The organism is Lentzea pudingi, assembly GCF_014646255.1.
In the GTDB taxonomy this organism is placed as follows: domain Bacteria; phylum Actinomycetota; class Actinomycetes; order Mycobacteriales; family Pseudonocardiaceae; genus Lentzea; species Lentzea pudingi.
Genome location: NZ_BMNC01000008.1, coordinates 159,336 through 184,531, shown reverse-complemented (window position 1 = coordinate 184,531; position 25,196 = coordinate 159,336). Strand labels below are relative to the sequence as shown.

At 70.3% G+C, this 25,196-nt stretch carries 21 protein-coding genes; 11 read left to right on the top strand and 10 right to left on the bottom strand.

What is annotated here, in order from left to right:
• Positions 1–81: 81 nt before the first annotated feature.
• From IEY88_RS27300 to IEY88_RS27260, 9 genes are all read right to left on the bottom strand, one after another.
• Complete coding sequence (locus IEY88_RS27300) at positions 82–1,773, bottom strand: ABC transporter ATP-binding protein (protein WP_229693812.1); 1,692 nt, start codon at positions 1,771–1,773, stop codon at positions 82–84.
• The gene (locus IEY88_RS27295) at positions 1,770–3,572 is read right to left on the bottom strand and encodes an ABC transporter ATP-binding protein (protein WP_189157702.1); all 1,803 of its coding nucleotides are present in this window, start codon (positions 3,570–3,572) and stop codon (positions 1,770–1,772) included. Before IEY88_RS27295 ends, IEY88_RS27300 begins: the two co-directional genes overlap by 4 nt.
• Positions 3,573–3,615: 43 nt before the next feature.
• Positions 3,616–4,644 (bottom strand): iron-siderophore ABC transporter substrate-binding protein, encoded by a 1,029-nt coding sequence (locus IEY88_RS27290; protein WP_189157701.1) that lies wholly within the window; start codon positions 4,642–4,644, stop codon positions 3,616–3,618.
• A gap of 88 nt (positions 4,645–4,732) precedes the next feature.
• Complete coding sequence (locus tag IEY88_RS27285) at positions 4,733–5,566, bottom strand: ABC transporter ATP-binding protein (protein ID WP_189157700.1); 834 nt, start codon at positions 5,564–5,566, stop codon at positions 4,733–4,735.
• Positions 5,567–5,595: 29 nt separating this feature from the next.
• A complete protein-coding gene (locus IEY88_RS27280; protein ID WP_189157699.1) occupies positions 5,596–6,651 on the bottom strand; it encodes a FecCD family ABC transporter permease in 1,056 nt (351 codons plus the stop codon).
• Entirely contained in the window at positions 6,648–7,697 is a 1,050-nt protein-coding gene (locus tag IEY88_RS27275; protein WP_189157827.1) for a FecCD family ABC transporter permease, read from the bottom strand. Before IEY88_RS27275 ends, IEY88_RS27280 begins: the two co-directional genes overlap by 4 nt.
• A 52-nt stretch (positions 7,698–7,749) precedes the next feature.
• A complete protein-coding gene (locus IEY88_RS27270) occupies positions 7,750–8,193 on the bottom strand; it encodes a hypothetical protein (RefSeq protein ID WP_189157698.1) in 444 nt (147 codons plus the stop codon).
• A 78-nt stretch (positions 8,194–8,271) separates the two neighbouring features.
• Entirely contained in the window at positions 8,272–10,956 is a 2,685-nt protein-coding gene (locus IEY88_RS27265; protein WP_189157697.1) for an AfsR/SARP family transcriptional regulator, read from the bottom strand.
• 13 nt (positions 10,957–10,969) lie between these two features.
• A complete protein-coding gene (locus tag IEY88_RS27260) occupies positions 10,970–11,356 on the bottom strand; it encodes a hypothetical protein (protein ID WP_189157696.1) in 387 nt (128 codons plus the stop codon).
• 153 nt (positions 11,357–11,509) lie between these two features.
• On the opposite strand from IEY88_RS27260, the gene IEY88_RS27255 reads away from it, so the two are divergent.
• The 10 genes from IEY88_RS27255 (at position 11,510) to IEY88_RS27210 (ending at position 21,575) form a co-directional block, all read left to right on the top strand.
• A complete protein-coding gene (locus IEY88_RS27255; protein ID WP_189157695.1) occupies positions 11,510–12,202 on the top strand; it encodes a PH domain-containing protein in 693 nt (230 codons plus the stop codon).
• A gap of 227 nt (positions 12,203–12,429) precedes the next feature.
• Positions 12,430–13,311, top strand: a complete 882-nt coding sequence (locus tag IEY88_RS27250; RefSeq protein WP_189157694.1) for a cellulose binding domain-containing protein — start codon at positions 12,430–12,432, stop codon at positions 13,309–13,311.
• Between the two features lie 72 nt (positions 13,312–13,383).
• Positions 13,384–13,836, top strand: coding sequence for a hypothetical protein (locus IEY88_RS27245; protein ID WP_189157693.1), 453 nt, complete (start codon positions 13,384–13,386; stop codon positions 13,834–13,836).
• A gap of 210 nt (positions 13,837–14,046) precedes the next feature.
• On the top strand, positions 14,047–14,970 hold the full coding sequence (locus IEY88_RS27240; protein ID WP_189157692.1) for a carbohydrate ABC transporter permease: 924 nt from the start codon (positions 14,047–14,049) through the stop codon (positions 14,968–14,970).
• Positions 14,960–15,793, top strand: a complete 834-nt coding sequence (locus IEY88_RS27235) for a carbohydrate ABC transporter permease (RefSeq protein ID WP_189157691.1) — start codon at positions 14,960–14,962, stop codon at positions 15,791–15,793. The genes IEY88_RS27240 and IEY88_RS27235 overlap by 11 nt, the downstream gene beginning before the upstream one ends.
• A gap of 15 nt (positions 15,794–15,808) precedes the next feature.
• The gene (locus tag IEY88_RS27230) at positions 15,809–17,119 is read left to right on the top strand and encodes an ABC transporter substrate-binding protein (protein ID WP_189157690.1); all 1,311 of its coding nucleotides are present in this window, start codon (positions 15,809–15,811) and stop codon (positions 17,117–17,119) included.
• On the top strand, positions 17,116–18,198 hold the full coding sequence (locus IEY88_RS27225) for a Gfo/Idh/MocA family protein (protein ID WP_189157689.1): 1,083 nt from the start codon (positions 17,116–17,118) through the stop codon (positions 18,196–18,198). The genes IEY88_RS27230 and IEY88_RS27225 overlap by 4 nt, the downstream gene beginning before the upstream one ends.
• Positions 18,180–19,061: a DUF6807 domain-containing protein gene (locus IEY88_RS27220; protein WP_189157688.1), complete on the top strand. Its 882-nt coding sequence runs from the start codon at positions 18,180–18,182 to the stop codon at positions 19,059–19,061. The genes IEY88_RS27225 and IEY88_RS27220 overlap by 19 nt, the downstream gene beginning before the upstream one ends.
• Positions 19,058–19,726 carry a cupin domain-containing protein gene (locus tag IEY88_RS27215; RefSeq protein WP_189157687.1) on the top strand — a complete coding sequence of 223 codons (669 nt, stop codon included), beginning with the start codon at positions 19,058–19,060 and terminating at the stop codon, positions 19,724–19,726. The genes IEY88_RS27220 and IEY88_RS27215 overlap by 4 nt, the downstream gene beginning before the upstream one ends.
• 64 nt (positions 19,727–19,790) lie before the next feature.
• Positions 19,791–21,575, top strand: a complete 1,785-nt coding sequence (locus IEY88_RS27210; RefSeq protein WP_189157686.1) for a rhamnogalacturonan lyase — start codon at positions 19,791–19,793, stop codon at positions 21,573–21,575.
• 158 nt (positions 21,576–21,733) lie between these two features.
• Here the strand turns inward: IEY88_RS27210 and IEY88_RS27205 are convergent, their stop codons facing one another.
• Positions 21,734–24,760, bottom strand: a complete 3,027-nt coding sequence (locus tag IEY88_RS27205) for a ricin-type beta-trefoil lectin domain protein (RefSeq protein WP_229693811.1) — start codon at positions 24,758–24,760, stop codon at positions 21,734–21,736.
• Between IEY88_RS27205 and IEY88_RS44460 the strand changes: the two genes are divergently transcribed.
• Positions 24,723–25,178 carry a hypothetical protein gene (locus IEY88_RS44460; protein WP_229693810.1) on the top strand — a complete coding sequence of 152 codons (456 nt, stop codon included), beginning with the start codon at positions 24,723–24,725 and terminating at the stop codon, positions 25,176–25,178. The genes IEY88_RS27205 and IEY88_RS44460 overlap by 38 nt on opposite strands.
• The last annotated feature ends 18 nt before the right edge of the window (positions 25,179–25,196 follow it).

The window sequence follows — 25,196 nt, the reverse complement described above, 5'->3', positions numbered from 1 at the left end:
CGGATCCGTGAAGCCGTCCTGCCGGTGTGCCTTGGGCACCTCGTGCCGGATCAGCTCGCGGACCGCCACGCCACCCGAACCTCATCGGGCCACCGCCAGCTGGTAGGCGGCGTCACGGCCGAGCAGGTCGCGGTGCGTGCCCTCGGACGTGACCACGCCGCCGTCCAGCACGACCACCCGGTCGGCCACGTCGAGCAGCGCCGGGCTGCTGGTGATCACGATCGTCGTGCGGCCTCGCCGCAACGTGGTGATGTTGCGGGCGATGAGCTGTTCGGTGACGGCGTCGACGGCCGTCGTCGGGTCGTGCAGCACCAGGATCTCCGGGTCCGCGGCCAGAGCCCGTGCGAGGGACAAGCGCTGCCGCTGCCCGCCGGACAGGTTCGCGCCGCGGTCGCGCACGGCGTGGTCGAGGCCGTCGGAGTGCAGGGCGACCACGTCGGTCAGCATCGCGGCGGCCACGGCCTCGTCCACCAGCGAGCTGGTGCCCGCGGGATCGACGTTGTCCCGCAACGTTCCCGCGAACACCTCGTGGTGCGACGGGTTGACCAGCAGGTGGGTCCGCACGCTCTCGATCGCGAGCGACGCCACCTCCTGCTCGCCCACCCGGACGACGCCCTGGTACGAAGCCGGTGGCACCTCGACGGAGAGCACGGCGGCCAGGTCGGCGGCGGCCTGCGGCTGGTACGCGGCAACGGCCACGAACTCACCGGGCCGCACCGAGAACGTCAGGTCCCGCAACGTTCCGTGCGTGACACCGGAGACCTCGAGACCGCTCTCCGACACGACCCCGTCCGTGCCGGGCGTCATCCGCGCGGGCGCGGCCAGGACGAGCGCCATCCGTTCCGCGGAGGCCCGCGCGATCATCAAGTACTTGGGCATCTCCGAGAACAGCTTCAACGGCTCGATGAGGAACTGCGCCAGCCCGACCACCACCACGAGCTGGCCGATGGTGATCTCGCCCCGGAACGTCAGCAGGCCCGCCCACAACGTCACCGCCGCCGCCAGCACCGAGTTCAGCGCCAGCCCCAGCCCGGCGTAGACGCCGTTGACCCGCGCCACGACGATCGACTGCCGCTTCGCCTCGGTGCTCACCCGGCGGTAGGCCTGGAAGGCCGCGTGGCTGCCACCGAACCCGTGCAGCGGCCTCAGGCCGGCGATCAGGTCGGACACCTTCGCCCCGGCCCGCGCGACCATCGCCTGCTGCGCCTGGGTGTTCGCGCCGATCCGCCGGGACATCACGCCCAGCACGGTCAGGATCGCCGCGGTGCCGGCGAACACCAGCACACCCAGGGGCACGCTGATCACCGCCAGCACGACACCGGTGATGACCACCGACACCAGCGAGCTGACCAGCAGCGGCACCACCTCGACGACGTTCGCGGTCTGGTCGGCGTCCTCGGTGGCGATCGTGAGGACCTCTCCGGACTTCAGGCCGGTCTCGCGCGCCACCGGCTGCAGGCCGCGGTCCGCGACCTCGACCCGCCACCGGTGCGCCTCGGTCGTGGTCGCCTTCTGCAGGATGCGCCCGCCGAACCGCCACGAGTACGACACCGCGGCCATGACGAGCCCGAGCGCGAGCAACGCCAGCCCGAGCGAACTGAGCCGCCCGCCGCGCAGCGCGTACTCGACGATCACGCCGAGCAGGACCGGCACGGCGGTCTCGGCGGCCTGGTAGCACCCCAGCAGCAGGGTGCTGGCCGCCATGGCGCCGCGGTTGCGGCGCAAGGTGATCCGCAGGATCTCCCTGCCGGTGCGGACTTCGGTGTTCGTCACCGTGGCACGCAATCGGTGTGGGCGGTTCCGAACCGCCAAGCGGCCCACAGAGCGGCGTAACGCCCGCCCAGCGCCACCAGTTCCTCGTGGGTTCCCTGTTCCAGCACGCGACCCGAGTTGAGGACGGCGATCCGGTCCGCGGCGACCGCCTGGGTCAGGCGGTGTGCGACCAGCAGGGTGGTGCGGCCCCGGCAGGCCGCGAGCGCGGCTCGTTCCAGCGCGGCGGCACCCTGGCTGCCCGCCTCGGCCGTCGACTCGTCCAGCACGACGACGGGGGAGCGGCCGAGCACCAGGCGGGCCAGCGCGATCTGGGCGACCTTGGTCGCGTCGAGGCGCTCGCCACCCTCGCCGACCTCGGTCCGCAGGCCGGAGGGCAACGCCTCGACCCACGTGTCCGCGCCGACGGTGCGCAAGGCGTCCATCAACTCGTCGTCGGTCGCGTCCGGTGCGGCCAGGCGGAGGTCCTCGGCCAGCGGTCCGGCGAAGACGTGGGCCTCCTGGGTCAGGATGCTGACCAGCGCGCGGGCGCCCGCCTCGTCCAGGTCGGCGAGGTCGTGGGATCCGATGCGCACGGATCCGGTCAGCGGGGTGCCGGTGCCGGCGACCAGGGCCGCCAGCGTCGTCTTGCCCGCTCCGGTCGCGCCCACCAGCGCGAGGGACGTTCCGGCGGGGATCTCCAGGTCGACGTCCCGCAGCACGTCGTGCTCGGAATCGGGGTAGCGGAAGGAAAGCCCGCGCACCGAGACGGGAAGCGGTCGTGCGTCCGCGTCGACGGCCACCGCGCTGCGCACGAGTTCGTCGCCGCCGGACTCGGTGAGCACGCCGACCAGTCGCGTCACCCCGGCGCCGGACTTCTGCGCCTCGTCGAAGAACGCCATGATCAGCCCGAGCGGCACGAACAGCTTGTGGAACAGGAGCGCGGCGACGGACACCTGGCCCAGCGAGGACTGCCCGCCGGTCACCAGGAGGTAGCCGACGACGATGATGAGGCCGAGCCCGATGAACTCGGCGCGGTTCTCCCGGCCGATGAACCGGCCGAAGAAGTGGAAGACGTCGACGCCGATGTTGCGCACCCGCCACGATTCGGCGGTCACCCTGTCCCGGAACGCGTTCTCGAGCCGATAAGCGCGCACGGTCGCGATGCCATCGAGGCCGCTGATCAACGCCTGGGCGCGGTCGGCCTGCGCCTCGGAGCGGGCGCGGTAGAGAGGTTGCGACCGGGGCAGGTACCAGCGCAACGCCAGCCAGTACGCGGGGAGCGCGCAGGCACCGGCGAGCCCGAGCCGCCAGTCGAGACCGAACATCCCGGTGGTGGCGATGACGACGAGCACGACCGCCGAGAACATCGTCGGGACGGCCGTGCGGAAGCCCGCGGAGATGACGGCCACGTCGTCGCCGACGCGCGAGAGCACGTCACCGCGGCCGGCCTGCTCGACGCGGGCGCTGGGCATCCCGAGCACCGCGCGGACCGCGCCCTCCCGCAGGCGCGCCAGCAGTTCCGCGCCGAGCCGGCCGACGAGGTAGGTCGAGATCGCGGTCATGACCGCCCCGGCCAGCGCCGAGACGACCGTCGCGATGCCGGTCGTCCAGAGCATCGACGCGTCGCGCCCCTGTACGACCCCGTCCACGACGGTGCCCAGCAGGAAGACCGGGACGATCTGCAGCACCGCCCCCGCCACCGTCGCCACCGCGGTGGCGATCGGCAGGACGGGGGCGGAGCGGCAGTGGTCGAACACCCAGCGAGAAGCCTCCCGCCCGGACGCCGTGCGCAGGATCTTCGCCGGCGCGCTCGTGGTCACGAGGGGAGGCCTCTCGCTGGATCTCGGTGCTGTGCGGAGAAGGTCAGCCGACGGACTTGGCGGCCTTGACGAGCTCGTCGACCGCGTACGGCATGGACGCGAGCGTCGCCTGCGAGATCGCCGCGCCGACGGCCGGGCCCTCGCTGTCGAGGATGTGCTGGACCTTGCCGGCCTTGGCCGCGGGCAGGTTGGTGAAGAGCTCGAAACCCTTGAGCGCCTTCAGATCCGCCTCGTCGTTGATGATGAAGACGCGGTCGACGTCCATCACGTCGATGCGCTCGGGCGACAGCGCCACGAAGAACTTGCCGGCCGCGAGCTCGTCGACCTTCGTGTTGGGCTTGAAGCCGAGGCCGGTGAGGACCTGGGAGCGCACGTCGGTCGTGGCGAACGGCCCGATGGCGTCCTTGTACCAGGACGCGACGACCGCGGTCTCGTTCGCCCAGGCCGGGTTCGCCTTCCTGGCGTCGGAGATCTTGTCGTCGATCGCCTTGATGGCCTTGGCGCCCTCGTCGCCCTTGCCGACCGCCTTCGCGACCTGCAGCGCGTTGTCCTGCCACTTGGCGGAGAAGGGCTCCTTCTCCGCCTTGGTGCGGCCGACCACCGGCGCGATCCTGGTCAGCTTGTCGTACCAGGCCTGGTCGGCCTCGGAGTAGACCGCGACGATCAGGTCGGGGCGCAGCTGCGCGATCTTCTCGTAGTTCGGCTCGGTGTCACCGTTCTTCATGACGACCTCGGGCGTGGTCGAACCCCACTTGTCCTTCACCCACGGCCACTGGGTGTTGATGTCGGGCTTGGTGCCCTCGGGGCTCGGGTACTGGTCGACCATGCCGACCGGGACGACGCCCAGTGCGAGCAGCGTCTGGTCGTCGGTGTAGCCGAGGGAGACGACGCGCTTGGGCGCTTCCTTGATCTCCGTCGTGCCGAAGAAGTGCTCGACCGTCGTCGGGAACGTGCCCCCGGCGGCGTTGCCCGCGTCGGTGGTCGTGGCGGGCGTGGAGGAACCGCACCCCGCGAGGACGCCGGCACCGACCAGCGCGGCTGCCGCCATTGCGGTCAGCCGCTTCCAAGTCATGGTCGTGCTCCGGCCCATTCGGCACCTCTTCTACACTGCCCGCGAGGGTCATTAGGACAGCCGAACCTTATCACCCGGTTAGGGCAGCCTAACTACGGTGTCGGTCACTCTTGGACACCACGTGGGTCCGTCCGATCGGGACGATCAGCGGACGCTCGCTCACCGGGTCGTCGATGACCTTCGCCTGCAGCCCGAAGGTGTCGCGCAGCAGATCGCTCGTGATCACGTCGCTCGGATGCCCCTGCGCCACGATCGAGCCCGCCTTCATCACGATGAGGTTGTCGCTGTAGCGCACGGCGAGGTTCAGGTCGTGCAGCACCATGACGATCGTGCAGCCGCCCTCGTGCAGGTCGTCGACGAGGTCGATCACGTCGATCGCGTGCGCGAGGTCGAGGTAGGTCGTGGGTTCGTCCAGCAGCAACAGGTCCGTGCCCTGGGCGAGGGTCATGGAGATCCACACCCGCTGCCGCTGGCCGCCGGAGAGCGAGTCGACCGGGCGGTGGGCCAGGTCGGCGACACCGGTCATGTGCAACGCCTTGGCGACCACCTCCGCGTCGTCGCTCGACCACTGGCGCAGCCAGCTCTGGTGCGGGTGCCGGCCGCGGGCCACCAGGTCGGCGACCGTCAGGCCCTCCGGCGCGATCGGGGTCTGCGGCAGCAGGCCCAGCTTCTTCGCGACGTCCTTGGTCCGCAGCCGCGCGATGTCGCCGCCGTCGAGCAGCACCGTGCCCTGGCGCGGTTTGAGCAGCCGGGACAGCGTGCGCAGCAACGTCGACTTGCCGCAGCCGTTGGGGCCGATGACCGTGGTGATCACCCCGGTCGGGATGGCGACGTCCAGGTTGTCGAGCACGACCCGGTCGGCGTACCCGACCGTGACACCGTCGGTCCCCAGTCGGGTGGCATCGTTGCGCAGCGCGGTCATAGGGCAACCTTACTTAACGAAGGCTGTCCTCAGGCAGCGCGTCGCACGTTCGCCTGCACGAGCAGGTAGACGAGGAACGGTCCGCCGATGATCGCCGTGACGACGCCGACCGGCAGGTCGTTGGGCAGCACGGTCCGCGCGATCAGGTCCGACCCGATCAGCAGCAACGCGCCGAACACCCCGGACGCGACCACCGGCGGCACGGGGGAGCGCGTCAGCCGCATGGTGATCTGCGGCGCGACCAGGGCCACGAACGGCACGGGCCCCGCCGCGCTCACCCCGACACCGGCGAGCAGCACGGCGCTCAGCAGGAGCACCGCGCGCACGGCCGAGTAACGAACGCCGAGGCCCGCGGCGACGTCGTCACCGAAGTGCAGGGGCTGCATCTGGAACGACACCACCAGCACGACGACGATCAACACGGCCATGACCCACAGCGCCGCCCACACCTCGGGCCACGACCGCGAGTCGAGCGAACCGACGAGCCACCGCTGCGCGCGGGCCACGTCGCGGATGTCCGCCAGCACCAGCAGCCACGTCGTGATCGCCTGCGTCAGCGCGCTGACCGAGACCCCGATGAGGATCAGCCGGAAGCCGTCGATGCCCTTCTTCCACGCCAGGAAGTAGACGAGCAACCCGGTCAGCAGCCCGCCGGTGAGCGCGGCCGTCGACAGACCGGCGGCGCCGCCGATCGCCGCGCCACCGCCGGCCGTCACGACGAAGACGGCCGTGGCGCTGGCACCACCGGTGATGCCGAGGACGTCGGGGCTGGCGAGGGGGTTGCGCGCGATCGACTGGGTGAGCGCGCCGGAGATCCCGAGCGCGACGCCGGCGATGACCCCGACCAGGGCGCGTGGCATCCGCAGGTCCATGATCACGAACTCGTCGACGCGCTCGCCCTGCCCGACCAGCGTCCTGACCACCGCGGACAGCTCGACGGTGAAGTCGCCGATCGAGATGGACACGCAGAACACGAGGAACGTCAGCGCCGCCAGCGCGGCTGTGACGAGCACGTTCCACGGCCGCCAGACCCACGACCAGCCACCGACGCGGACGCCGCGGTGCATGTCCGGTGCCGTGGTCATGCCTGCCTGAACTTCCCGAGCCAGACCAGCGCCGCGAAGAACGGGGCGCCGAGGAGGGCGATGACGAGGCCTGCCTGCAGTTCGGCCGGACGCACGACGAGCCGGCCCGCGACGTCGCCGAGCAGCAGCACGGCCGCCCCGAGCAGCCCCGCGCACGGCACCAGCCAGCGGTAGTCCGGCCCCGTGAACCACCGCGCGATGTGCGCGACCATCAGGCCGAGGAACGCGATGGGCCCGCACGCCGCCGTGGCCGCGCCCGCGAGCAGTGTGATGGCCAGGACACCGACGGTCCGGCCGGCCGCGATGTTCACACCGAGGCCGCGCGCGACGTCGTCCCCGAGGTCGAGCAGGTTGATCACGGGCAGGTTGAGCACCGCGAGGAACAGGCCCACGCCGACGAAGACCGCCGCGACCCCGATCACGTCGAACCCGACGCCCTGCACCGAACCCGCGTTCCAGAACCGCAGCACGTCGAGCGTCTGCTCGTCGCCCAGCGCGACCGCGGTCGTCATCGCGGCCAGGAACAGCGTGACACCCTGCCCCGCCAGCGCGAGCGTGAGCGGGTTGCCCGCGCCGCGCCCGAGGCTCGACAGCCCGAACACCACCGCACCCGCCACCGCGGCCCCGAGGAACGCGAACCACATGTACTGGACCGGGTTCCGCAGGCCGAACAGGGAGACGGAGAGCACCACCGCGAACGACGCCCCGGAGTTGACCCCGAGCAGCCCGCTGTCCGCGATGGGGTTGCGGGTGTGCCCCTGGATCAACGCGCCCGCGACGCCGAGCCCGATGCCCGCCACGACCGCGAGCACCGTCCGCGGCACCCGCAACGTCTGCACGATCAACGTGATCTCGACGAGCCGCTGGTCGCCACCGGGATCACCGGACAACCCCTGCCACACCTCGGCCGGGGTGAGCGACCGCGTGCCGATCACCAGCGACAACACCGACGCCACGACCAGCAGCACCAGCAGACCCGCCAGCCCGAGCAGACGCCGCCGACGCGGGTCCGGCCCGGGTGGTGCGGCGCGTTGTTCCACGACCATGCTCACGTGGGGCCACGTTAGCTCCCGGCCGTCGCGTCCGGTCAGGGCACCCTTACCTGGACCTGGACTCGATGGCCCGGACGGTCTTCTCCAGCGCCCCGCCGAGCACCTTCTTGCCCAGCAGCCCCAGCGAGAGCCCGAGCAGCTTGCCCTTGAAGTTCTTGCCCTCGCGCACCACCTCGGCGTGCACGAGCGTCGTTCCGTCGGCCTGCTTCGTGAACGTGTAGGTGTGGCCGGACCGCCCGCCCCACACGTTGGAGTCCACGGTCCTCAGCACGACCCTGCCGAGGTCGGACCAGTCGTAGTGCAGGCGCTCCCAGATGCCGCCGGACCCCTCGGTGACGTCGGCGAACGTGTCGCCCCGGTCGTGCACCCGCAGGTCGGCCTCGGCGCTGTTGGGGAAGAGGTCCGCGCGGCCGGGACCGAAGTCGGTGAGCCCGGCGACGAACTCCTCGGGCGTCGCGGTGGTCTGCTGCGTCAGGGTGACGCTGGGCATGTTCTCGGCTCCTCGTAGTTCCTGTGTGCAGGAACTACGTTGCCGGGACCAGGGTGTCGCTCGCGCCCGTGAGACTCCCTAGTCGGCGAGTCGTCCGCGGAGTTCGTCCGCCTCTTCGTCGCGGCCCTGTTGCTCGAGCAGAGCGAGGGCCTGTCGCCAGATCTCCGCAGCCTGCCGCGCCTGCCCGGCCGCGACGTGCGTGTGCCCGAGCCGCATCAACGTGTTCGCGGTGGCGTAGTCGTCGTCCTCGGCCCGGTACAGCTCGACGGCATGTTCGTAGTGGAGGATCGCTTTCTCGTGGTTGCCGCTCTGGTGCTCGACGTGGGCGAGGGTGTCGAGGGCGGACGCCTCGCCGTGCCGGTCGCCGAGGTCGTGCAGCAGTTCGAGGGCGGTGACCGCGGACCGGCGGCCCTGTCCGGTGTCGCCGACCTCCGCCGCGCAGTGCCCGATGTTGCTGTGCGCCATGGCGATCAGCATCTTGTTGCCGCTCTTCTCGTAGTGCGGCAGCGCGGCCTTGGCGTGCTCGAACGCTCGTTCGTAGTCGGACCTGTTCGCCCACAGCCACGCGGCCGTGCCGTGCGCGGCGGCCAGCGGCAGTGCCTCGCCGACCTGTTCCGCGAGCTCGAGGGCCGCGTCCAGGTGGTGCTGGGCCTCGTCGTAGCGCTGGACCTGGCCGAGGCTGCTGCCCATGATCCGGTGCGCGAGGGTCAGGTCCGCCGGGTTCGTCGCCGCGTCGAGGGCGGTCTGCCACAGGGCCAGCTCGTCGTCGAGGTGGCCGCGCTGCTGGTGGTAGGCGTGCGCCACCCTGGCCAGCAGCACGACCTCGTCGTTCCAGCCGAGCCCGGCCGCCACCTGCTGCACGGCCGGGCGCGTGCCGCGTTCCGCGTCGAACCACGCCCGTGCGCCCGCCTTGTCGGTGGCGGGTGTGACGTGGGTGCCTTCCGCCGCCGCGGTGAGAGTGATCAACGGGCGGTGCGGGTCGATCAGGCGGTCGTTGGCGTGCGCGGTGTGAACGTGGTGGTCGACCAGACGCCGCAACGCCTCCTCGCGGCGCGCGTGGTCCGCCCGTCCGGCCGCGTAGGCCCGGACCAGGTCGTGCATCCTCGCCCGGAACCCGCTGCCCAGGGAGATCAGCGACGCCTGTTCCAACGCCAGCAACGTCTCTCGTGCGTTCTCAACGGACAGGTTCGCGAGGCTCGCCGCCGCGTTCAGGTCGATGTCCTCGCCGGGCGCGATCCCCAGCAGTGCGAACAGCTCCCGTTGCCGGTCGGTCAGCGCGCGGTACGACCACGAGAGCACGACCGGGACGCTCACGCTCGGGTCCGCGTCGAGCGCGCCGAGCCCGAGTTCCTCGAGCTGCCGGGCGATGGCGGCGAGTGACAGGTCGGGCTCGGTCAGGACGCGCGCGCCCACGATGCTCAGGGCGAGCGGGAGGCCGCCGCACAGGTCGATCAGCCTGGCCGCGGCGAGGGGTTCGAGGCTCAGCCTGGTCGTCCCGATGCGTGCGGTCAGCAGCGTGCCCGCGTCGTCATCGGCGAGCACGTCCAGGCCGACGGCGTGCGCGGTGACCAGGCCCTGCAACCTGTTGCGGCTGGTCACGAGCACGCGGCAGGTGTCGCCGCCGGGCAGGAGCGGGGTGATCTGGGAGGCGTCGGCGGCGTTGTCGGCGACCACGAGCATCCGGCGGCGCGCGGTGAGGCCGCGGAACATCGCCGCCCTGGCCCCGGGATCGGTGGGGACGGCGGCGGCGTCGACGCCGAGCGCGTGCAGGAAGCCGCGGATGGCGACGTCCGGTTCCATCGGGCGCTCGTCGGGGCTGAACCCGCGCAGGTCGACGAACAGCTGGCCGTCGGGGAACCGGTGCAGGTTGCGGTGCGCCCACTGCAGCGCGAGCCACGTCTTGCCCATGCCGCCCGCGCCCGCGATGGTCGCCACCCCGACCGCGCGCATCGCGTCGTCCAGCTCGGTCAGGTCCTGGTCGCGGCCGACGAACTGCGCGGGCGCGGACGGCAGCTGCCTCGGCACGACCTGCGCCGGTGCGGACGTGCCCAGCAGCTGTTCGTGCAGGTCGCGGAGCTCACGACCCGGTTCGGTGCCGAGCTCGCCGACCAGGCGGGTCCGGAAGGCACGGAACCCCTCGAGCGCCTCGGGGATCCGCCCGGCCTGCGCGAGAGCCTGCATGTGTTGTGCGGCAACGCGTTCGTCCAACGGCCTGTGCGCGGCACGCGCGGAGATCACGGCGAGCAGCTCAGGACCCTGGCCGAGCCGCAGCCGGGCGTCGAGGAGATCGAGCTCGGCGTCGAGGCGTTCGGCGGTGAGCCGGTCGCGGGTGAGACCGGCCCAGTCACCGCCGACACCGGTCAGCGGCTCACCCCGCCACAGCGCCGAGGCCTCGGTGAGAACGCGGGCGACGGCCTCGTCGCCGGTGAGGCCGCGGGCCTCGTCGCGGAGTTCCCGGAACCGCACGACGTCCACAGAGGACTGATCGACGAGCAGCGCGTACCCGTTGGGGCGGCTGGCGAACGTGACCGCCGCGCCGAAGGCCTGGCGCAACCGGGAGAGGTAGCTCTGCAGGGTCGCACGCGAGTGCCGGGGTGCGTCGGCGCCCCAGACGCGGTCGGTCAGCTGCGTCACGGTGACGACCTTGCCGACGTCGATCGCCAGCGCCGCCAGCACGCACCGCTGCCGCGCGGGACCCAGGTCGACGGGGCGCCCGCCGACACGGGCGCTCACCTCGCCGAGCAGCGCGATCTCGACCGCCACGACCGTTCTCCGCTCAGCTGTCCTTCTCGGCGGCGAGCAGCGACACGACGGCCAGCCCGGTGTTGACGGCGGAGATGATCGTGGTCAGCTTCGCCGCCCTGGCGGGCAGTTCGCCGCGCTTGCCCGCGTAGACGGCGGCGGCGGTGTCGGTGGCGTGGATGAGCACGGCCTGCCGCAGGACGCGCCGGGCGTTCGCGTCGCCGCTCTTCACCGTCAGCAGGTCGACGCCCAGGACGAGCGTGCGGATGCCGAACATGCGGGCCGGGTAGACGAACCTGCGGTCGTCACCCAGTTCGTCGCCCAGGCTCTTGGCCATCCTGTCGGCGGCGACCAGGCCCAGCGCGCCGTTGAAGATCCGGACGCAGGCCAGAGCGGTCCGCGTGACATCGCCCAGCTTCATGTCGCCACCTCGTGTTGATCTCCGGTCCGAGAGAGTCTAGGAGAGCCGTGCGGCGAGCCGGCGCCCGATGTCCCGCCGGGCCGCGCGGCTCGGGTCGCAGGTGCCGAACTGCGGGGCCCGGCCCCGCCGTGGCCGCGCAGCCGCAGCAGGGTGGTGACCGCGAGGGTCGCACCCGCCGGTCACGAGCCGGCCGGTGCCGAACCGCGCCTCGGCGTCGTCGAGGAGGCAGCGTCCGCCGCGAGCTTCGGATCGATGAAGGACGTCAGGTGCGTGGACAGGTCCTATCGTGGGGGCATGAGCCGAGGCAGGGCGGCAGCGGTGCTGCGCAGGAAGTTCGACAGCACCTTCAGCTGGGTCGTGACGCTGGCAGCGCTCGGCACGACCGCGTACGTGTTGCTCAACCCGTTCCCGGGCAACGGGTTCGGGCAGCAGCTGGAGTTCATCGCGATCATGGCGCCGCTCACGTGGTTCATGTGGATGGTCGGCGCGCACTCGGTGGTGAAGGTCTACGACTCGGGCGTGCTGGTCGTCAACTGGTTCCGCCGGTACTGGGTGCCGTGGGCCGACCTGGCGTCGGTCGAGGCGACGCGGGAGGTCACGCTAGTCACCACCTCGGGCGAGCGCATCGGCGTCGCCGTCGGGGCGTTCTCCGCGGCGAGCTCGCTGCGCGGCAGCCGGGTGCAGGCCTCCATCCGGGAGACGATCGAGCGGCACCGGCCGGCGTCAGCACCCTCCGGCGGCGGCGGGGTGCGCAAGGGGTTCGACCTGGTGCCGTGGCACTTCGCGGGGATGGTCGCGTTCCTGCTGCTCGTGGCCTGGCTGGGGCTCCTCCTCAACGGGGGCTGAACGAGACGGACGCCCGCCGTCTCCTCGGCGGCCAGCCGAACGGTCAGCTCGTCGTCAGGCCGACGACACGGAGGCGCCACCCGGCAGGCGAGCATCGCCGACGCTCCCCGGCACGTCGGCGTAACGCGCTGATCAACCAGGCCGACAGTCCTCGGCGAGGTTCGTGCGTCGTCCACTGCGGACGGTGACCGGACGTCGCTCCAGGGTGGACTGTCGGGGGAGTGATGGTGGCACGCAGGCACTTGCTGGTGATCTTGATGCTGCTCACCGCGTGCACGGCGGAACCGGTGGAGGAGCCGCCGGCACCCCGGATCTCGCTGCAGGCTCCGACGCTGGTCAACGAGGTGGTTCCGCCCCAGGACGTGCTCACCGTCGTGCGGGACGTGGAGGACGGGCGGACCGTCGAGTTCGTCGACGGCACGAAGATGCGCGTCGCGTCGCTCGCCGAGCCGAAGGACTGCTTCGCGGAGGCCGCGCTCACCTTCGCGAGGTCGACGCTGGTGGCGAGATCCGTCCGGTACACCGTGCTCTCGATCGGTGTGGTCGACCTGGAACTGGAGGACGGCACCGACTACGCGGTGCTCGCCGTGCGGCAGGGGGCGCTGCGGCCGGAAGGCATCGACAGCGGGCCGCTGATCAGCGCCAGGGACGAGGCGTCCGCGGCGAAGCGAGGGCTGTGGGGGCCGCCGTGCAAGGGCTCCGACACGTCCCCGCGTCCTCCCACCACCACGACCACCACGCCTCCACCACCTCCACCGCCCACGACCACGACCCCGCCCCGCCCGGCGAAGGCCTGCGCCGTCACCTACCGCGTCACCGGGCAGTGGTCCGGCGGGTTCCAGGCGAGCGTGACCGTGCGCAACACCGGCACCGCGCCGGTGAACGGCTGGTCGCTGCTCTGGTCCTTCGCGAACGACGAGACGGTCCGCGACATGTGGGACGCCTCCGGCAGGCAGTACGGACGGATCGTCACCGCAGCGAACGCGAGCTACAACCGGCAGATCGCGCCGGACGGGTCGGTGCAGTTCGGGTTCAACGGCAGCTCCCGCCGCAGTCACACCTCGCCGGCCGCGTTCACGTTCAACGGCGTGAAGTGCACGGTGGGGTAGCAGGGGGGCGAAGCTATTGCGCTGGGACGCAATAGCTTCTTCGGGCGCGGGTGGTGGCTGTTAACTGCCGCCATGGTTTCGAGAACCTTCAGCAAGATCGCCGGACGGCTCGCGGCCGCCGCAGTCGCGCTCTCCGCCGTCGTCGTGAACGCGCCCTCGGCCAGTGCCGCCGCGCAGGAGTTCATCTACTCGGGGCAGGACTACGGGTACGCCGGGGCGACGTTCGACTGGGCCGGCCGCAGCTCGGTCCGCAACATCGACCTGCTCGTGTCCGACTGGGGCTGCGACGCCAAGCCGGTCTACGCCTACTTCCTCTTCTACAACGGCTCGCTGCACCCCGACACGACGCCGACGCGCCGGTACGACCACTCCGGCTGCGACAAGGAGGACTACTCGTCGTACAACGACCTGACGTGGTCGATCAGCGGCGACTCGATCACCTACATGGGCGTCGTGGTCTGCCGTGACGCGGCCAACGGCCCGTGCAAGGTGGGCGGACTCTCCGGACGCAACCCCTACGCGTAAGGGGAACGGCCGGGAGACTCGGAGGGCGGCGGTCCCCTGCCCGGGGCCGCCGCCCTCACGTCACCCGGACAGTCCACAAAGGATCAGCGTCGAAACCACCCGCTCTCGTTCGACGGTTCCGTTCGACGGCATTCGACGGCTTGCTTGACGCTCACAGAGCACCGATGCAGACTCCGGAAAGCGTTTTCCAGACTACGGGGTCGGGGGTCGATGAGCGCTCTAGACGAACTGCGGCAGCTGCGCCGAGGTGGTGTCCAGGTCCGGAAAAGCGACAACAGGGCCGCGTTCTGGTTCCTCGCGCCCTGGTTCGCCGGACTGCTCTTCATCACGGTCGGCCCGGTGATCGCGTCCTTCGCACTGGGGTTCACGAAGTACAACCTCATCCAGCCGCCGAAACTCATCGGTTTCGACAACTTCGCGCGCATCCTCAGCGACTCCCGGCTGCACAACGCGTTGCGGGTCACGTTCACCTACGTGCTCGTGTCCGTGCCGCTTCAGCTGGCCTGCGCGCTGGGCGTCGCGCTGCTGCTCAACCGCGGCCTGCGCGGGCTCGCGTTCTACCGATCGGCGTTCTACCTGCCGTCGCTGCTCGGGTCGAGCGTGGCGATCGCGGTGCTGTGGACGCAGGTCTTCGGCACCGACGGACTGGTGAACCGCCTGCTGGGCTTCTTCGGCGTCGAGGGCAGGGGCTGGATCTCCGACCCCGACACCGCGCTGTCGACCCTGATCGTGCTGAACGTGTGGACGTTCGGCTCGCCGATGATCATCTTCCTGGCCGGGCTGAGACAGATCCCCGAGGTCTACTACGAGGCCGCCGCGATCGACGGAGCGAGCTGGTGGGACCGGTTCCGGCGGATCACCCTGCCGCTGCTCTCGCCGATCCTGTTCTTCAACCTGGTGCTGCAGATCATCCACGCGTTCCAGTCGTTCACGCAGGCCTTCGTGGTCTCCGGCGGCACCGGCGGACCGTCCGACTCGACCATGTTCTACACGCTCTACCTGTACCAGCAGGGTTTCAGCCGGTTCGACATGGGTTACGCGTCGGCGCTCGCGTGGTTCCTGCTGCTGATCATCGCCGCGTTCACCGCGATCAACTTCTGGGCGGCGAAGTACTGGGTGTTCTATGACGACTAGACGGATCTCCGCTCCCCTCAAGCACATCGGCCTGGTGCTCATCGGGTTCGTGATGCTGTACCCGGTGCTGTGGATGGTCGCGAGTTCGCTGCGGCCCGGTGACGAGATCTTCCGCAGCCCCGGACTGATCCTCGACAGCTTCCAGACCGAGAACTACACCGAGGGCTGGAACGCGCTCACGCCGTCGTTCGGCACCTACCTGCTGAACTCGGCGCTGCTGGTGCTCGGCTGCATCGTCGGCAACCTCGTGTCGTGCTCGATGGCCGCCTACGCGTTCGCCCGGCTGCAGTTCACCGGCAAGCGGTGGTGGTTCGGGATCATGCTCGGCACGATCATGCTGCCGATCCACGTGATCATCGTGCCGCAGTACGTGCTGTTCTCGAACATCGGCTGGATCAACACGTTCCTGCCGCTGATCGTGCCGAAGATCCTCGCCACCGACGCGTTCTTCGTCTTCCTGATGGTGCAGTTCATCCGAGGCCTTCCGCGCGAGCTCGACGAGGCGGCGCGCATCGACGGCTGCGGGCACCCGCGGATCTTCCTGCGGATCATCCTGCCGCTGATGACTCCGGCGCTCGCCACCACCACGATCTTCACGTTCATCTGGACCTGGAACGACTTCTTCAGCCAGTTGATCTACCTGACGGACCCGGACATGTACACGGTGCCCGTCGCCCTGCGCTCGTTCGTCGACTCGACGGTCGCCACGTCGTGGGGCTCGCAGTTCGCGATGAGCGTGGTGTCGCTCGTCCCGATCTTCCTCGCCTTCCTGATCGGTCAGCGGTACCTCGTCAAGGGGATCGCGACGACCGGGGGCAAGTAGCCGAAAGGACAGCTCATGCTCAGAGGTGTTCGCCGCGGGACCGCGTGGGCGGTCCTGCTGTCGCTGACCGCGTCCCTGCTCGCCGCGTGCGGGTCCGGCTCCGACGCGGGCGGTGACCTGACGACGGAGAAGGTCACGCTGCGCTTCACCTGGTGGGGCGCGGACGACCGGCACAAGCGCACTCAGCAGGTCATCGACATGTTCCAGAAGAAACATCCGAACATCACCGTCAAAGGTGAGTTCAAGGAGTGGAACGGCTACTGGGACAGCCTCGCCACCACCATGGCGGCCAACGACGCGCCGGACATCATGCAGATGGACGAGCTCTACATCGCCTCCTACGCGGAACGCGGCGCGTTGCTCGATCTGAACGAGGCCAAGAAGCACCTGGATACCGGCAACTTCGACCAGAAGGCGCTCGCCACCGGCGCGATCGCAGGCAAGCAGTACGGACTGCCGGTCGGCCTCGGCATGTACTCGATCATGGTCAACCTCGACCTGCTGGCGAAGTACGACATCCCCGTCCCCGACGACACCAAGTGGTCGTGGGACGACCTGCGCAAGATCGGCGAGCAGGTGTCGAAGGCCGGCGGTGGCCAGGTGTTCGGCGTGCAGTCGCCCGGCATCAACGACGCGGCGGGGCTGAGCATCCGGGCGCGGCAGCAGGGCAAGGCGATGTTCGACGCCGACGCCAAGGTCGTGCTGCCGCCGGAGATCGCGCGGGACTACTGGCAGTACATCCTCGACCTCGCGAAGTCCGGGATCGCGGCACCGCCGTCGGTGACGATCGAGAAGGCCTCCGCCGGGCTGAACCAGTCGGCCACCGCGACCGGCACCGCGGCGTTCGGGCTGTGGTGGAACACGCAGCTGACCGCGCTGACCGCCGCCAGCGGTGCCAAGCTGAAGCTGTTGCGGCTGCCGGGGGAGACCCAGGGCGCGGCACCCGGCGCCTACTACAAGCCGTCGATGTTCTGGTCGGTGTCCGCGCGGTCGAAGTACCCGGCCGAGGCCGCGGCGTTCGTGAGCTTCCTCGCCAACGACGAGGAGGCCGCCAAGGTCCTGCTGACCGAACGCGGTGTGCCCGCCAACCAGAAGATCCGCGAGGCGATCGCGGGTCAGCTCAAGGACACCGACAAGGCCGCCAAGGAGTACCTCGACACCGTCCCGGTCAGCGACCCGCCCCGGATCACGCCGAACGGGGCCAGCACCCTCGACACGATCCTCAAGCGGCACACCGAGGACGTGCTGTTCGGCCGGACCACGCCCGACGCAGCCGCCGCGTCGTTCATCAAGGAAGTCCAGTCCGAAGTGGACGCCGCCAAGTGAGGCGCGCGGCCATCGTCGGCACTGGCGGGATCGCGTCGGCGCACGCAGAGGCGTTGCGCGCGGCGGGGGACCGCGTCGAACTGGTGGCGGTGGTGGACGTCGACGCCGAGCGCGCCTCGGCGTTCGCCGAGGAGTGGGGTGTGCCGCGCGTGCACCCCACTTCGACCGCGTTGCTGGACGCGGAAGCCCTGGACGTGGTGCACGTGTGCACACCGCCGCGCCACCACGTGCCGCTCGCCCTCGAATGCCTCGCCGCCGACGTCCACGTGCTGGTGGAGAAGCCGCCGGCGATGTCGCTCAGCGAGATCGACGTGCTGATCGCGGCCGAACGCGCGTCGGCCGGCCGCGTCGCCACGGTGTTCCAGCACCGCTTCGGGCCCGCCGCGGTCCGGTTGCGGCGGCTGGTCTCCGAAGGGGCGTTCGGCCGGTCGTTCGTCGCCAAGTGCGACACGCTCTGGTACCGCGGCGACGCCTACTTCGACGTGCCGTGGCGCGGGACGTGGGACAGCGAGGGCGGCGGCCCGACGATGGGGCACGGCATCCACCAGTTCGACCTGCTGCTGTCGGTGCTGGGGCCGTGGCGGGAGATCCGGGCCGTGGCGGTGCGGCAGGCACGGGACGTGCAGACCGAGGACGTCTCGATGGCACTGGTGACGTTCGCCGACGGCACGGTCGCGTCGGTGGTGAATTCCCTGCTGTCGCCCAGGGAGACGTCGCAGCTGAGGTTCGACTTCGAACACGCCACCGTCGAGGTCGAGCACCTCTACGGCTACACCGACGCGCATTGGACCGTGACTCCGGCGCCCGGCCACGACGACGTCGTCACGCGCTGGCGGGCGGAACCGTCCGGGATCGTCAGCGGCCACCGGTGGCAGCTCGCGGCGTTCCTGGACGCGTTGGACAGCGGTGAGACACCGCCGGTGACCCTCGCGGACACCAGGCAGACGACGGAGTTCATCGCGGCCCTCTACGCCTCCGCGTTCACCGGCACGGTCGTCGAGGCCGGTCAGCTCGGTCCGGACAGCCCGTTCTACGCGACGATGGAAGGGATCGGTGCCCCGTGGGCGAACGCCCGGTGATCACGCGGCAGGACGACGAGGTGCTCGCCGTGTCGGTGGGCGACGTCGAGCTCTTCCGGTACGTGCACCGGCCGTCGACGCCCGCGTTCGAGGGGCCCAAGCCCTACCTGCACCCGGTCCGCACGCTCGCCGGCGACGTGGTGACGGCGTTCCGGCCGCACGACCACCGCTGGCACAAGGGCGTGCAGATGACCGCGACCGACGTGTCGGGCGAGAACTTCTGGGGCGGCGTCACGTACGTGCGCGACCAGGGTTACGTGGTGCTGCCGAACGTCGGCACCATGCGGCACGAGGAGTTCGAGGTCGACGGGGCCCGCATCGGCGAGCGGCTGTCGTGGTTCACCGAGGCGGGCGAGCGCTGGGTCGGCGAGACGCGCTCGTTCACCGTGCGCGACGTCGAGGACGACTCGTGGACGCTGGAGTTCGCCACCACGCTGACGAACCTGCGGCGGGAACCGCTGGTCTTCGGCAGTCCGACCACCAACGGGCGTGAGCTCGCGGGCTACACCGGGTTCTTCTGGCGCGGCCCGCGGTCGTTCACCGACGGGGACGTGATCGCCGCGGACGGCGGTACCGGGCAGGAGATGATGGGGAAGGCCGCGCGCTGGCTCGCGTTCGTCGGCCGGCACGACGAGGTCGACCGGTCGTCGACGCTGCTGTTCGTGGACCACCCGGACAACAAGAACACGCACTGGTTCGTGCGCAGCACGCCGTTCGCGGCCGTCAACCCGTCGTTCGCCTTCCACGACACCGTGGAGCTGGCTCCGGATGACGCGCTGACCTTGCGCTACCGGCTCGTCGTCGGCAACGGTGAGTGGGACGCGGACCGACTCGAATCCTTTGTGGAGGGACATCCGTGGTGACGCCGTTTCCCGGCGGGGTGGGCATCTCCGGCCTCCGGGTCTACGACTGGCCGGCGGTGGACGGGATGTGCGGCGGCTCTCCGCACGTCCACCTCGCGTGCTCGGAGTGCTACTACGTGATCGGCGGGCAGGGCAGCGTCCAGACCCTGACCCGCCGCGGGTTCACCGAGACGCCGCTGCGCGAGGGCACGGTCGCGTGGTTCACGCCCGGCACGATCCACCGGCTGGTCAACGACGGTGATCTGCGGATCATCGTGCTGATGCAGAACAGCGGCCTGCCCGAGGCGGGTGACGCGGTGTTCACCTTTCCGCTCGATGTGCTGGCCGATTCGGAGATCTATTCCGAGCGGGCACTGGCCGGTGACGAGGAATCGGCCAGGCGCCGTCGGGATCTCGCCCTGGAAGGCTTTCTGGAGTTGCGCCACGGCACCGAGGCCGAGTTGGAGGAGTTCTACCGCGCCGCCGTGAGGTTGAAGCAGGGAACGCTGGACGCCTGGGAGAAGCGCTGGCGGGAAGGGGCGCTGGCGTCGGCCGAACGCACCGGGGAGCAGCTCGAACGGTTGCGCGACGGGGACATCGGGCACCTGGAGGAGGCGGACGTGCACGTGACGCGGGCGCAGACCCCGCAGCGGTTCGGCATGTGCGGCTGGCTCGACGCGTTCTGATCGAATCGAGTCGAAAGAATTCGCGTTCCCGGCGTTCGACCTGTTCGACGCTAACGTTCTTCGTATGAAACGTTTCAATTCTTTGTGGATCTCTGCTGTGCTCGCGGTGGTGCTCACCGCGGGCAGCGTGCCGGCGTTCGCGGACGAGGCACCGGGGCGCGGGCTCGTCAGCATCCGGTCGGCGCAGGGCAACTTCGTGTCGTGGCAGCTTCTCGGTTCCGACGCGGCCGACGTGGCGTTCAACGTCTACCGGGACGGCGTGCGGGTCAACCGGGCACCTTTGACGACGGCCACGAGCTACCTCGACACGGGTGCGCCCCCGACGGCGACCTACTCGGTGCGACCGGTGAGCGGAGGCGTGGAACCGGCGGCGGCCACGCGATCCGTCGGCACCCTCGCGACGAGCAGGGACGTTCCACTCCAGATCCCTTCTGGCGGCACGACCCCGTCGGGCGAGGCGTACACCTACGTGGCGAACGACGTGTCGGCCGGCGACCTCGACGGCGACGGTGAGCAGGACCTGGTGCTCAAGTGGGATCCCACCAACGCCAAGGACAACTCGCAGTCCGGCTACACGGGCAACGTGTACCTGGACGCGTACAAGTTGAACGGCACCAGGTTGTGGCGGATCGACCTCGGCCGCAACATCAGGGCGGGTGCGCACTACACCCAGTTCCAGGTGTTCGACTACGACGGTGACGGCCGCGCCGAGGTCGCCGTGAAGACCGCGGACGGCACGAGGTCGGGCACCGGCCAGGTGATCGGCAACGCGGGCGCGGACCACCGCAACAGCAGCGGGTACGTCCTCGCCGGACCCGAGTACCTGTCGGTGTTCCGCGGCACGGACGGCGCGGTGCTGGACACGGAGAACTACGTGCCACCGCGTGGAAACGTGTCGTCGTGGGGTGACAACTACGGCAACCGGGCCGACCGGTTCCTGGCCGGAACGGCCTATGTGGACGGATCCCGGCCGAGCATCGTCATGGCGCGCGGCTACTACACCCGCAGCGTGATCTCGGTGTGGGACTTCCGGGGTGGACAGCTCACCCAGCGCTGGACGTTCGACTCGGCCACCCAGTCGAACCGTTCCGCCTGGGAGGGCAAGGGCAACCACCAGCTGTCCGTGGCCGACGTGGACGCCGACGGGCGTGACGAGATCATCTACGGCTCGATGGCGATCGACGACAACGGCCGCGGCCTGTGGCAGAACGGCACCCGCCACGGCGACGCGTTGCACGTAGGCGACTTCATCCCGTCGAGGGCCGGTCTCGAGGTGTTCAAGCCGTCCGAGTCGACCACCGACCTCACCCACTGGATGGGCGACGCCCGCACCGGCCAGATCATCTGGAGCGCGCCGTCGTGCGGCTGCGACAACGGCAGGGGAGTGGCCGCCGACGTGTGGGCGGGCAACCCCGGTGCCGAGGCGTGGTCGGCGTCGGTGGGCGGCCTGCGCAGCGCCACCACGGGCGCTCAGGTGTCCGCGCGCAAACCGGGGTCGATCAACTTCGTGATCTGGTGGGACGGCGACGCCCAGCGCGAGCTGTTGAACGGCACCACGATCGACAAATACGGCCCCAACGGTGACACGCGGCTGCTCACCGGTTCCGGTGTGGCCTCGAACAACGGCACCAAGTCCACGCCCGCGCTGGCCGCGGACATCTACGGGGACTGGCGCGAGGAGGTCATCTGGCGGACCTCGGACAACCGGGCGTTGCGCATCTACTCGACGACCGAGCCGACCTCGATCCGGCGGGTGTCCCTGTTGCAGGACCGGCAGTACCGGGTGGCGGTGGCGTTCCAGAACACCGCGTACAACCAGCCCGCCCACCCGAGCTTCGCCTCGCCCTGACGAAGACGGGCCCTGACGAAGACGGGCCCCGCGCCCGGTGAGCGCGGGGCCCGTTCTCCTGGCCCTGTCCCGCAGGGTGATCCGACGAGAGTCGCGGTCGAGAGTTCCGCCGGGGCCCTCGGTCGCACCTCTCGCCGGTGAGACCTGCGGGACAGTGCCTAGGCGGGTGCGAAGATCGCCCCCAGTCGGTCGACCTCCCCACCCGCCCGGCCGGTGAAGCCCGCGATCCGCCACCCCGCGGGCGCGTTGACGGTGGTCGTCTCGCCGGTCTCCTGTCCGGCCGAGACCACCCGTCCCCGGTTCGTGGTGAGAGCGGCGGAGAACACCCGCGTGCGGCCGTTGTGCTTGCCCTGGCTCAGTTTCGCGGCCACGAAGTGCTCACCGGCGTCGAGCGTGAGCGTGCCGGCCGTGCCACCGCTGCCGCCGTGGGTGAGCGTCGTGCCGTCCGCGAAGGTGGCCGAGACCTGGTCCAGCCGGCTGCCGCCGCGCAGGGTCAGCGTCCGGATCGGACCGAGGTCGACGGCGGCGAGATCCGTGAACGGCGTGCCGTGCGGCCCGCCGAACTCGGCGGACAGCCGGATGCCGTCGTCCGCGCTCCAGTCGAACCTCGTCGCGATCGGGTAGTGGTCGGACAGCGGCTTGCCCCGGGCGTCGAGGAAGGCCGCGTTGTCGTTGCGGTAGTCCCGCGCGGTCAGGGTGATCTGCCGGTTGCCGCGGTAGAGGATCTTGTCGACCACCTCGCAGGAGTCGGTGAGCGCGGCAGGGTCGCACACGAGCGCCGGGCTGCCCGCCGCCGGTGCCTGGCCGCCGCGTTCGAGCTGGACCCACGCGTCGGTGAGGCCGTTGGTGGTGACGAGCTCGCGGATGTTGTCGTCGACACGGGTGTAGCGGGTGTTGGTGTCACCCATGACGATGACGGCGTTGCCCGCCGAGTTCGCCGCGATCTGACGGGAGAGCTGGGTGATGTTCGACCGGCGCGCGGCCAGGTCCGCGGTCTCCGTGCCCGCGTTGGGGTGCAGGTTGTACAGGTCGACGTGCACGCCGTCCGCCAGCGTGATCCGCTGGAAGGTGAACCCCTTGGGCGTGAGGCAGTCCGTGCCGTTGCAGGACGACCACTTCGTGCGTTCCAGGTCGCTGTACGGCTTGTGCGACAGGGTGTTCAGGACGCTGCCGAACGGCACTCCGCCGCTCGTGGGCGTGCGGTGGGCGTGGTTGTCACCGGCGTACAGGGCCGCGTGGTAGTTGAAGTCCTCCTGGACGGTGACGACGTCGTAGGGCGCCAGGCGCGGGCTGATCAACGGGGTGTTCACGGCGGGGTCGCCGGACGAGAGAGGTTCCGGCAGGCCGGCCACGTTGTACGTCAGCACCTCGAAGCTGCCACCGGTGGCCAGGGCGCCGGCGTGGTTCCACTTCTGGTTGGCGGCCCCGTTGCACGTCCACAGCACGAGGGGCGTGCCGTTGGCCGTCCCCGCGTTGTAGGCGTCGAGGCACAGGCCGGACTGCACGCCTGTGATCGTGCCGTCGGGGTTGAGGTTCCACTGCTGGTTGGTGCCGCCGGTGCAGTCGTAGATGGTGACCTTCGTGCCGTTGGTGGTGCCGTGGTCCCACGCGTCGAGGCACTTGTTGCCGTAGACCACCAGTTCCTTGCGGGCGGTGTGCGTGAACGTCTGCTGTTCACCGCCGTTGCAGTCCCAGAGCTGGGCCTGCGTGCCGTTCGTCGCCGTGTTGCGGTTGATGTCGGCGCAACGGCCGGACTGCGTTCCGGCGAGCTGGGTCCCCGCGGTGCCGGGCAGCGCGCGCACCTCGACCGCAGTCACGCCGGATCCCCGCACCGTCAGGGAGTTGGTCCCCTTCGCCAGCGACACGATCGCGGACACGGTGCCGCGGGCAGTGGGCGGGAGGGCGAGGGCGGTGGGCATCTGGCTGCCGTTGACCTGCAGGGTGGCCTGACGGGCGGTGCGGTCGCCGTTCGTGTAGTCGAACGTCGCCACGGCCAGCCCGGCGGTCGTGGCCGTGATGCCGGAGGCCCGCGAGTTCTCGACCGCGTAGGTGGCGGCAGCCGCCTCGGTGCCCGCGATCGTCAGCATCACCGCGTCACCGGCCGGAACCGAGACGCGGTGGCTGCCGGTCGTGATCGGGGTGGACGTGCCGGTCCACAGGTCGCGTGCCGCCGCCGTCCGGCCGGACAGGCCGAGATCGGCCAGCCTGACCGTCATCGTGGCCGCCGCCGACGTGCGGTTGAGCAGGACCACGGCCCTGCGTCCGTTGCCGGACAGCACCTTCGCGTAGACCTGCTGGTCCCGGACGTCCTCCGCGACCTCGACCGCGGGCAGGCCGCGCGGGTCCTGGCCCACGGCGAGCACCTCGCGGTTGGTGAGCACCGAGATCGCCCGGTCGTCGACCTTGGTCAGGTCGTTGCCGAGCAGCATCGGTGAACCGCCGGCCGCCCACAGGCTCATGTGCACCCGGCTCGCCGCGGCGGACAGGCCCGGCATGCCGATCATCATCATGTCCGGGTCGTTGTAGTAGCCGGTGTGCTGCGCGGTCGGCCGCTGGTTCTTGTCGAAGTTCTCGTACACCATGCCGATCGACGGCGTCTCGTGCGCGAAGATGATGTCCGTGCCGGTGCGCCACAACGGGGCCATGCCCGGCGCCCAGTTCCACGGGTCGTTCTTGCCCCACTCGCAGATCGACAGCACCAGCTCACGGCCGGTGGTCGCGCTCGCCTTGGTCACGGCGTCGCTGAGCGCGCGGTAGGTGCTCGGGGCGTCGAGCTTCTCGACGTCGGCGCCGCACCAGTCGACCTTGACGTAGTCGAAGCCCCAGCGCGAGAACTTCAGCATGTCCTGCTCGTAGTGGCCCTCGCTGCCGGTGCCGGCGTGCGGCGGGCCGGGGGTGGGGAAGTAGTACCCGCAGCCGTTCTTGCCGGCGTCGGTGTAGATCCCGGCCTTGAGCCCCTTGCCGTGGATGTAGTCGGCGATCGCCTTCATGCCGCCGGGCCACTGGGCCTCGTCGACGGTGATCTCGCCCGCGCTGTCGCGGGTCCCCTTCCACCAGCCCGAGTCGATGTTGACGTACCTGTAGCCGGCGGCCGCGAGCCCAGACGACACGAGCGCGTCAGCCTGGGCCTTGATCACGTTGTGGTCGATGTTCTCGAAGAAGGTGTTCCAGGAAGCCCAGCCCATCGGCGCGGCGGGCACCTTCACCTGGTTCTGGCTGATGACGGGCGCGGCGGAGGCAGTCGGCGCGCCGATCGCGGTGACGGAGCTCAGGAAGAGCGCGGCGATGAGCAGTCTTGTGAACGTTAACATCGTTGTCGTCGGTTCACTTTCCAGTTGGCAGGGGGTTTTTTGGAAAGATGGGCCAAGATATGTGAGCGCTGCCATCTTGGAGCGGCGACGCGGGGTCGTCAATGACCTGAAAGAAATTCGCGAATCGTTCGACCACGCGTTCGACGGCGATCTGCGAACTTGTCCGGTCGGACAAGTCGAGGTGGGTAGGGGCGCCTGCGCCGGACAGGCGCAGGTGGTGGACCAAGCGGCGGTGCCACGGGAAGTCCGGCTGACTAGGGTCCGTTTCTGGGAGCGCTCCCAGAATCCGTGAGAACCAGCCGACGATTCC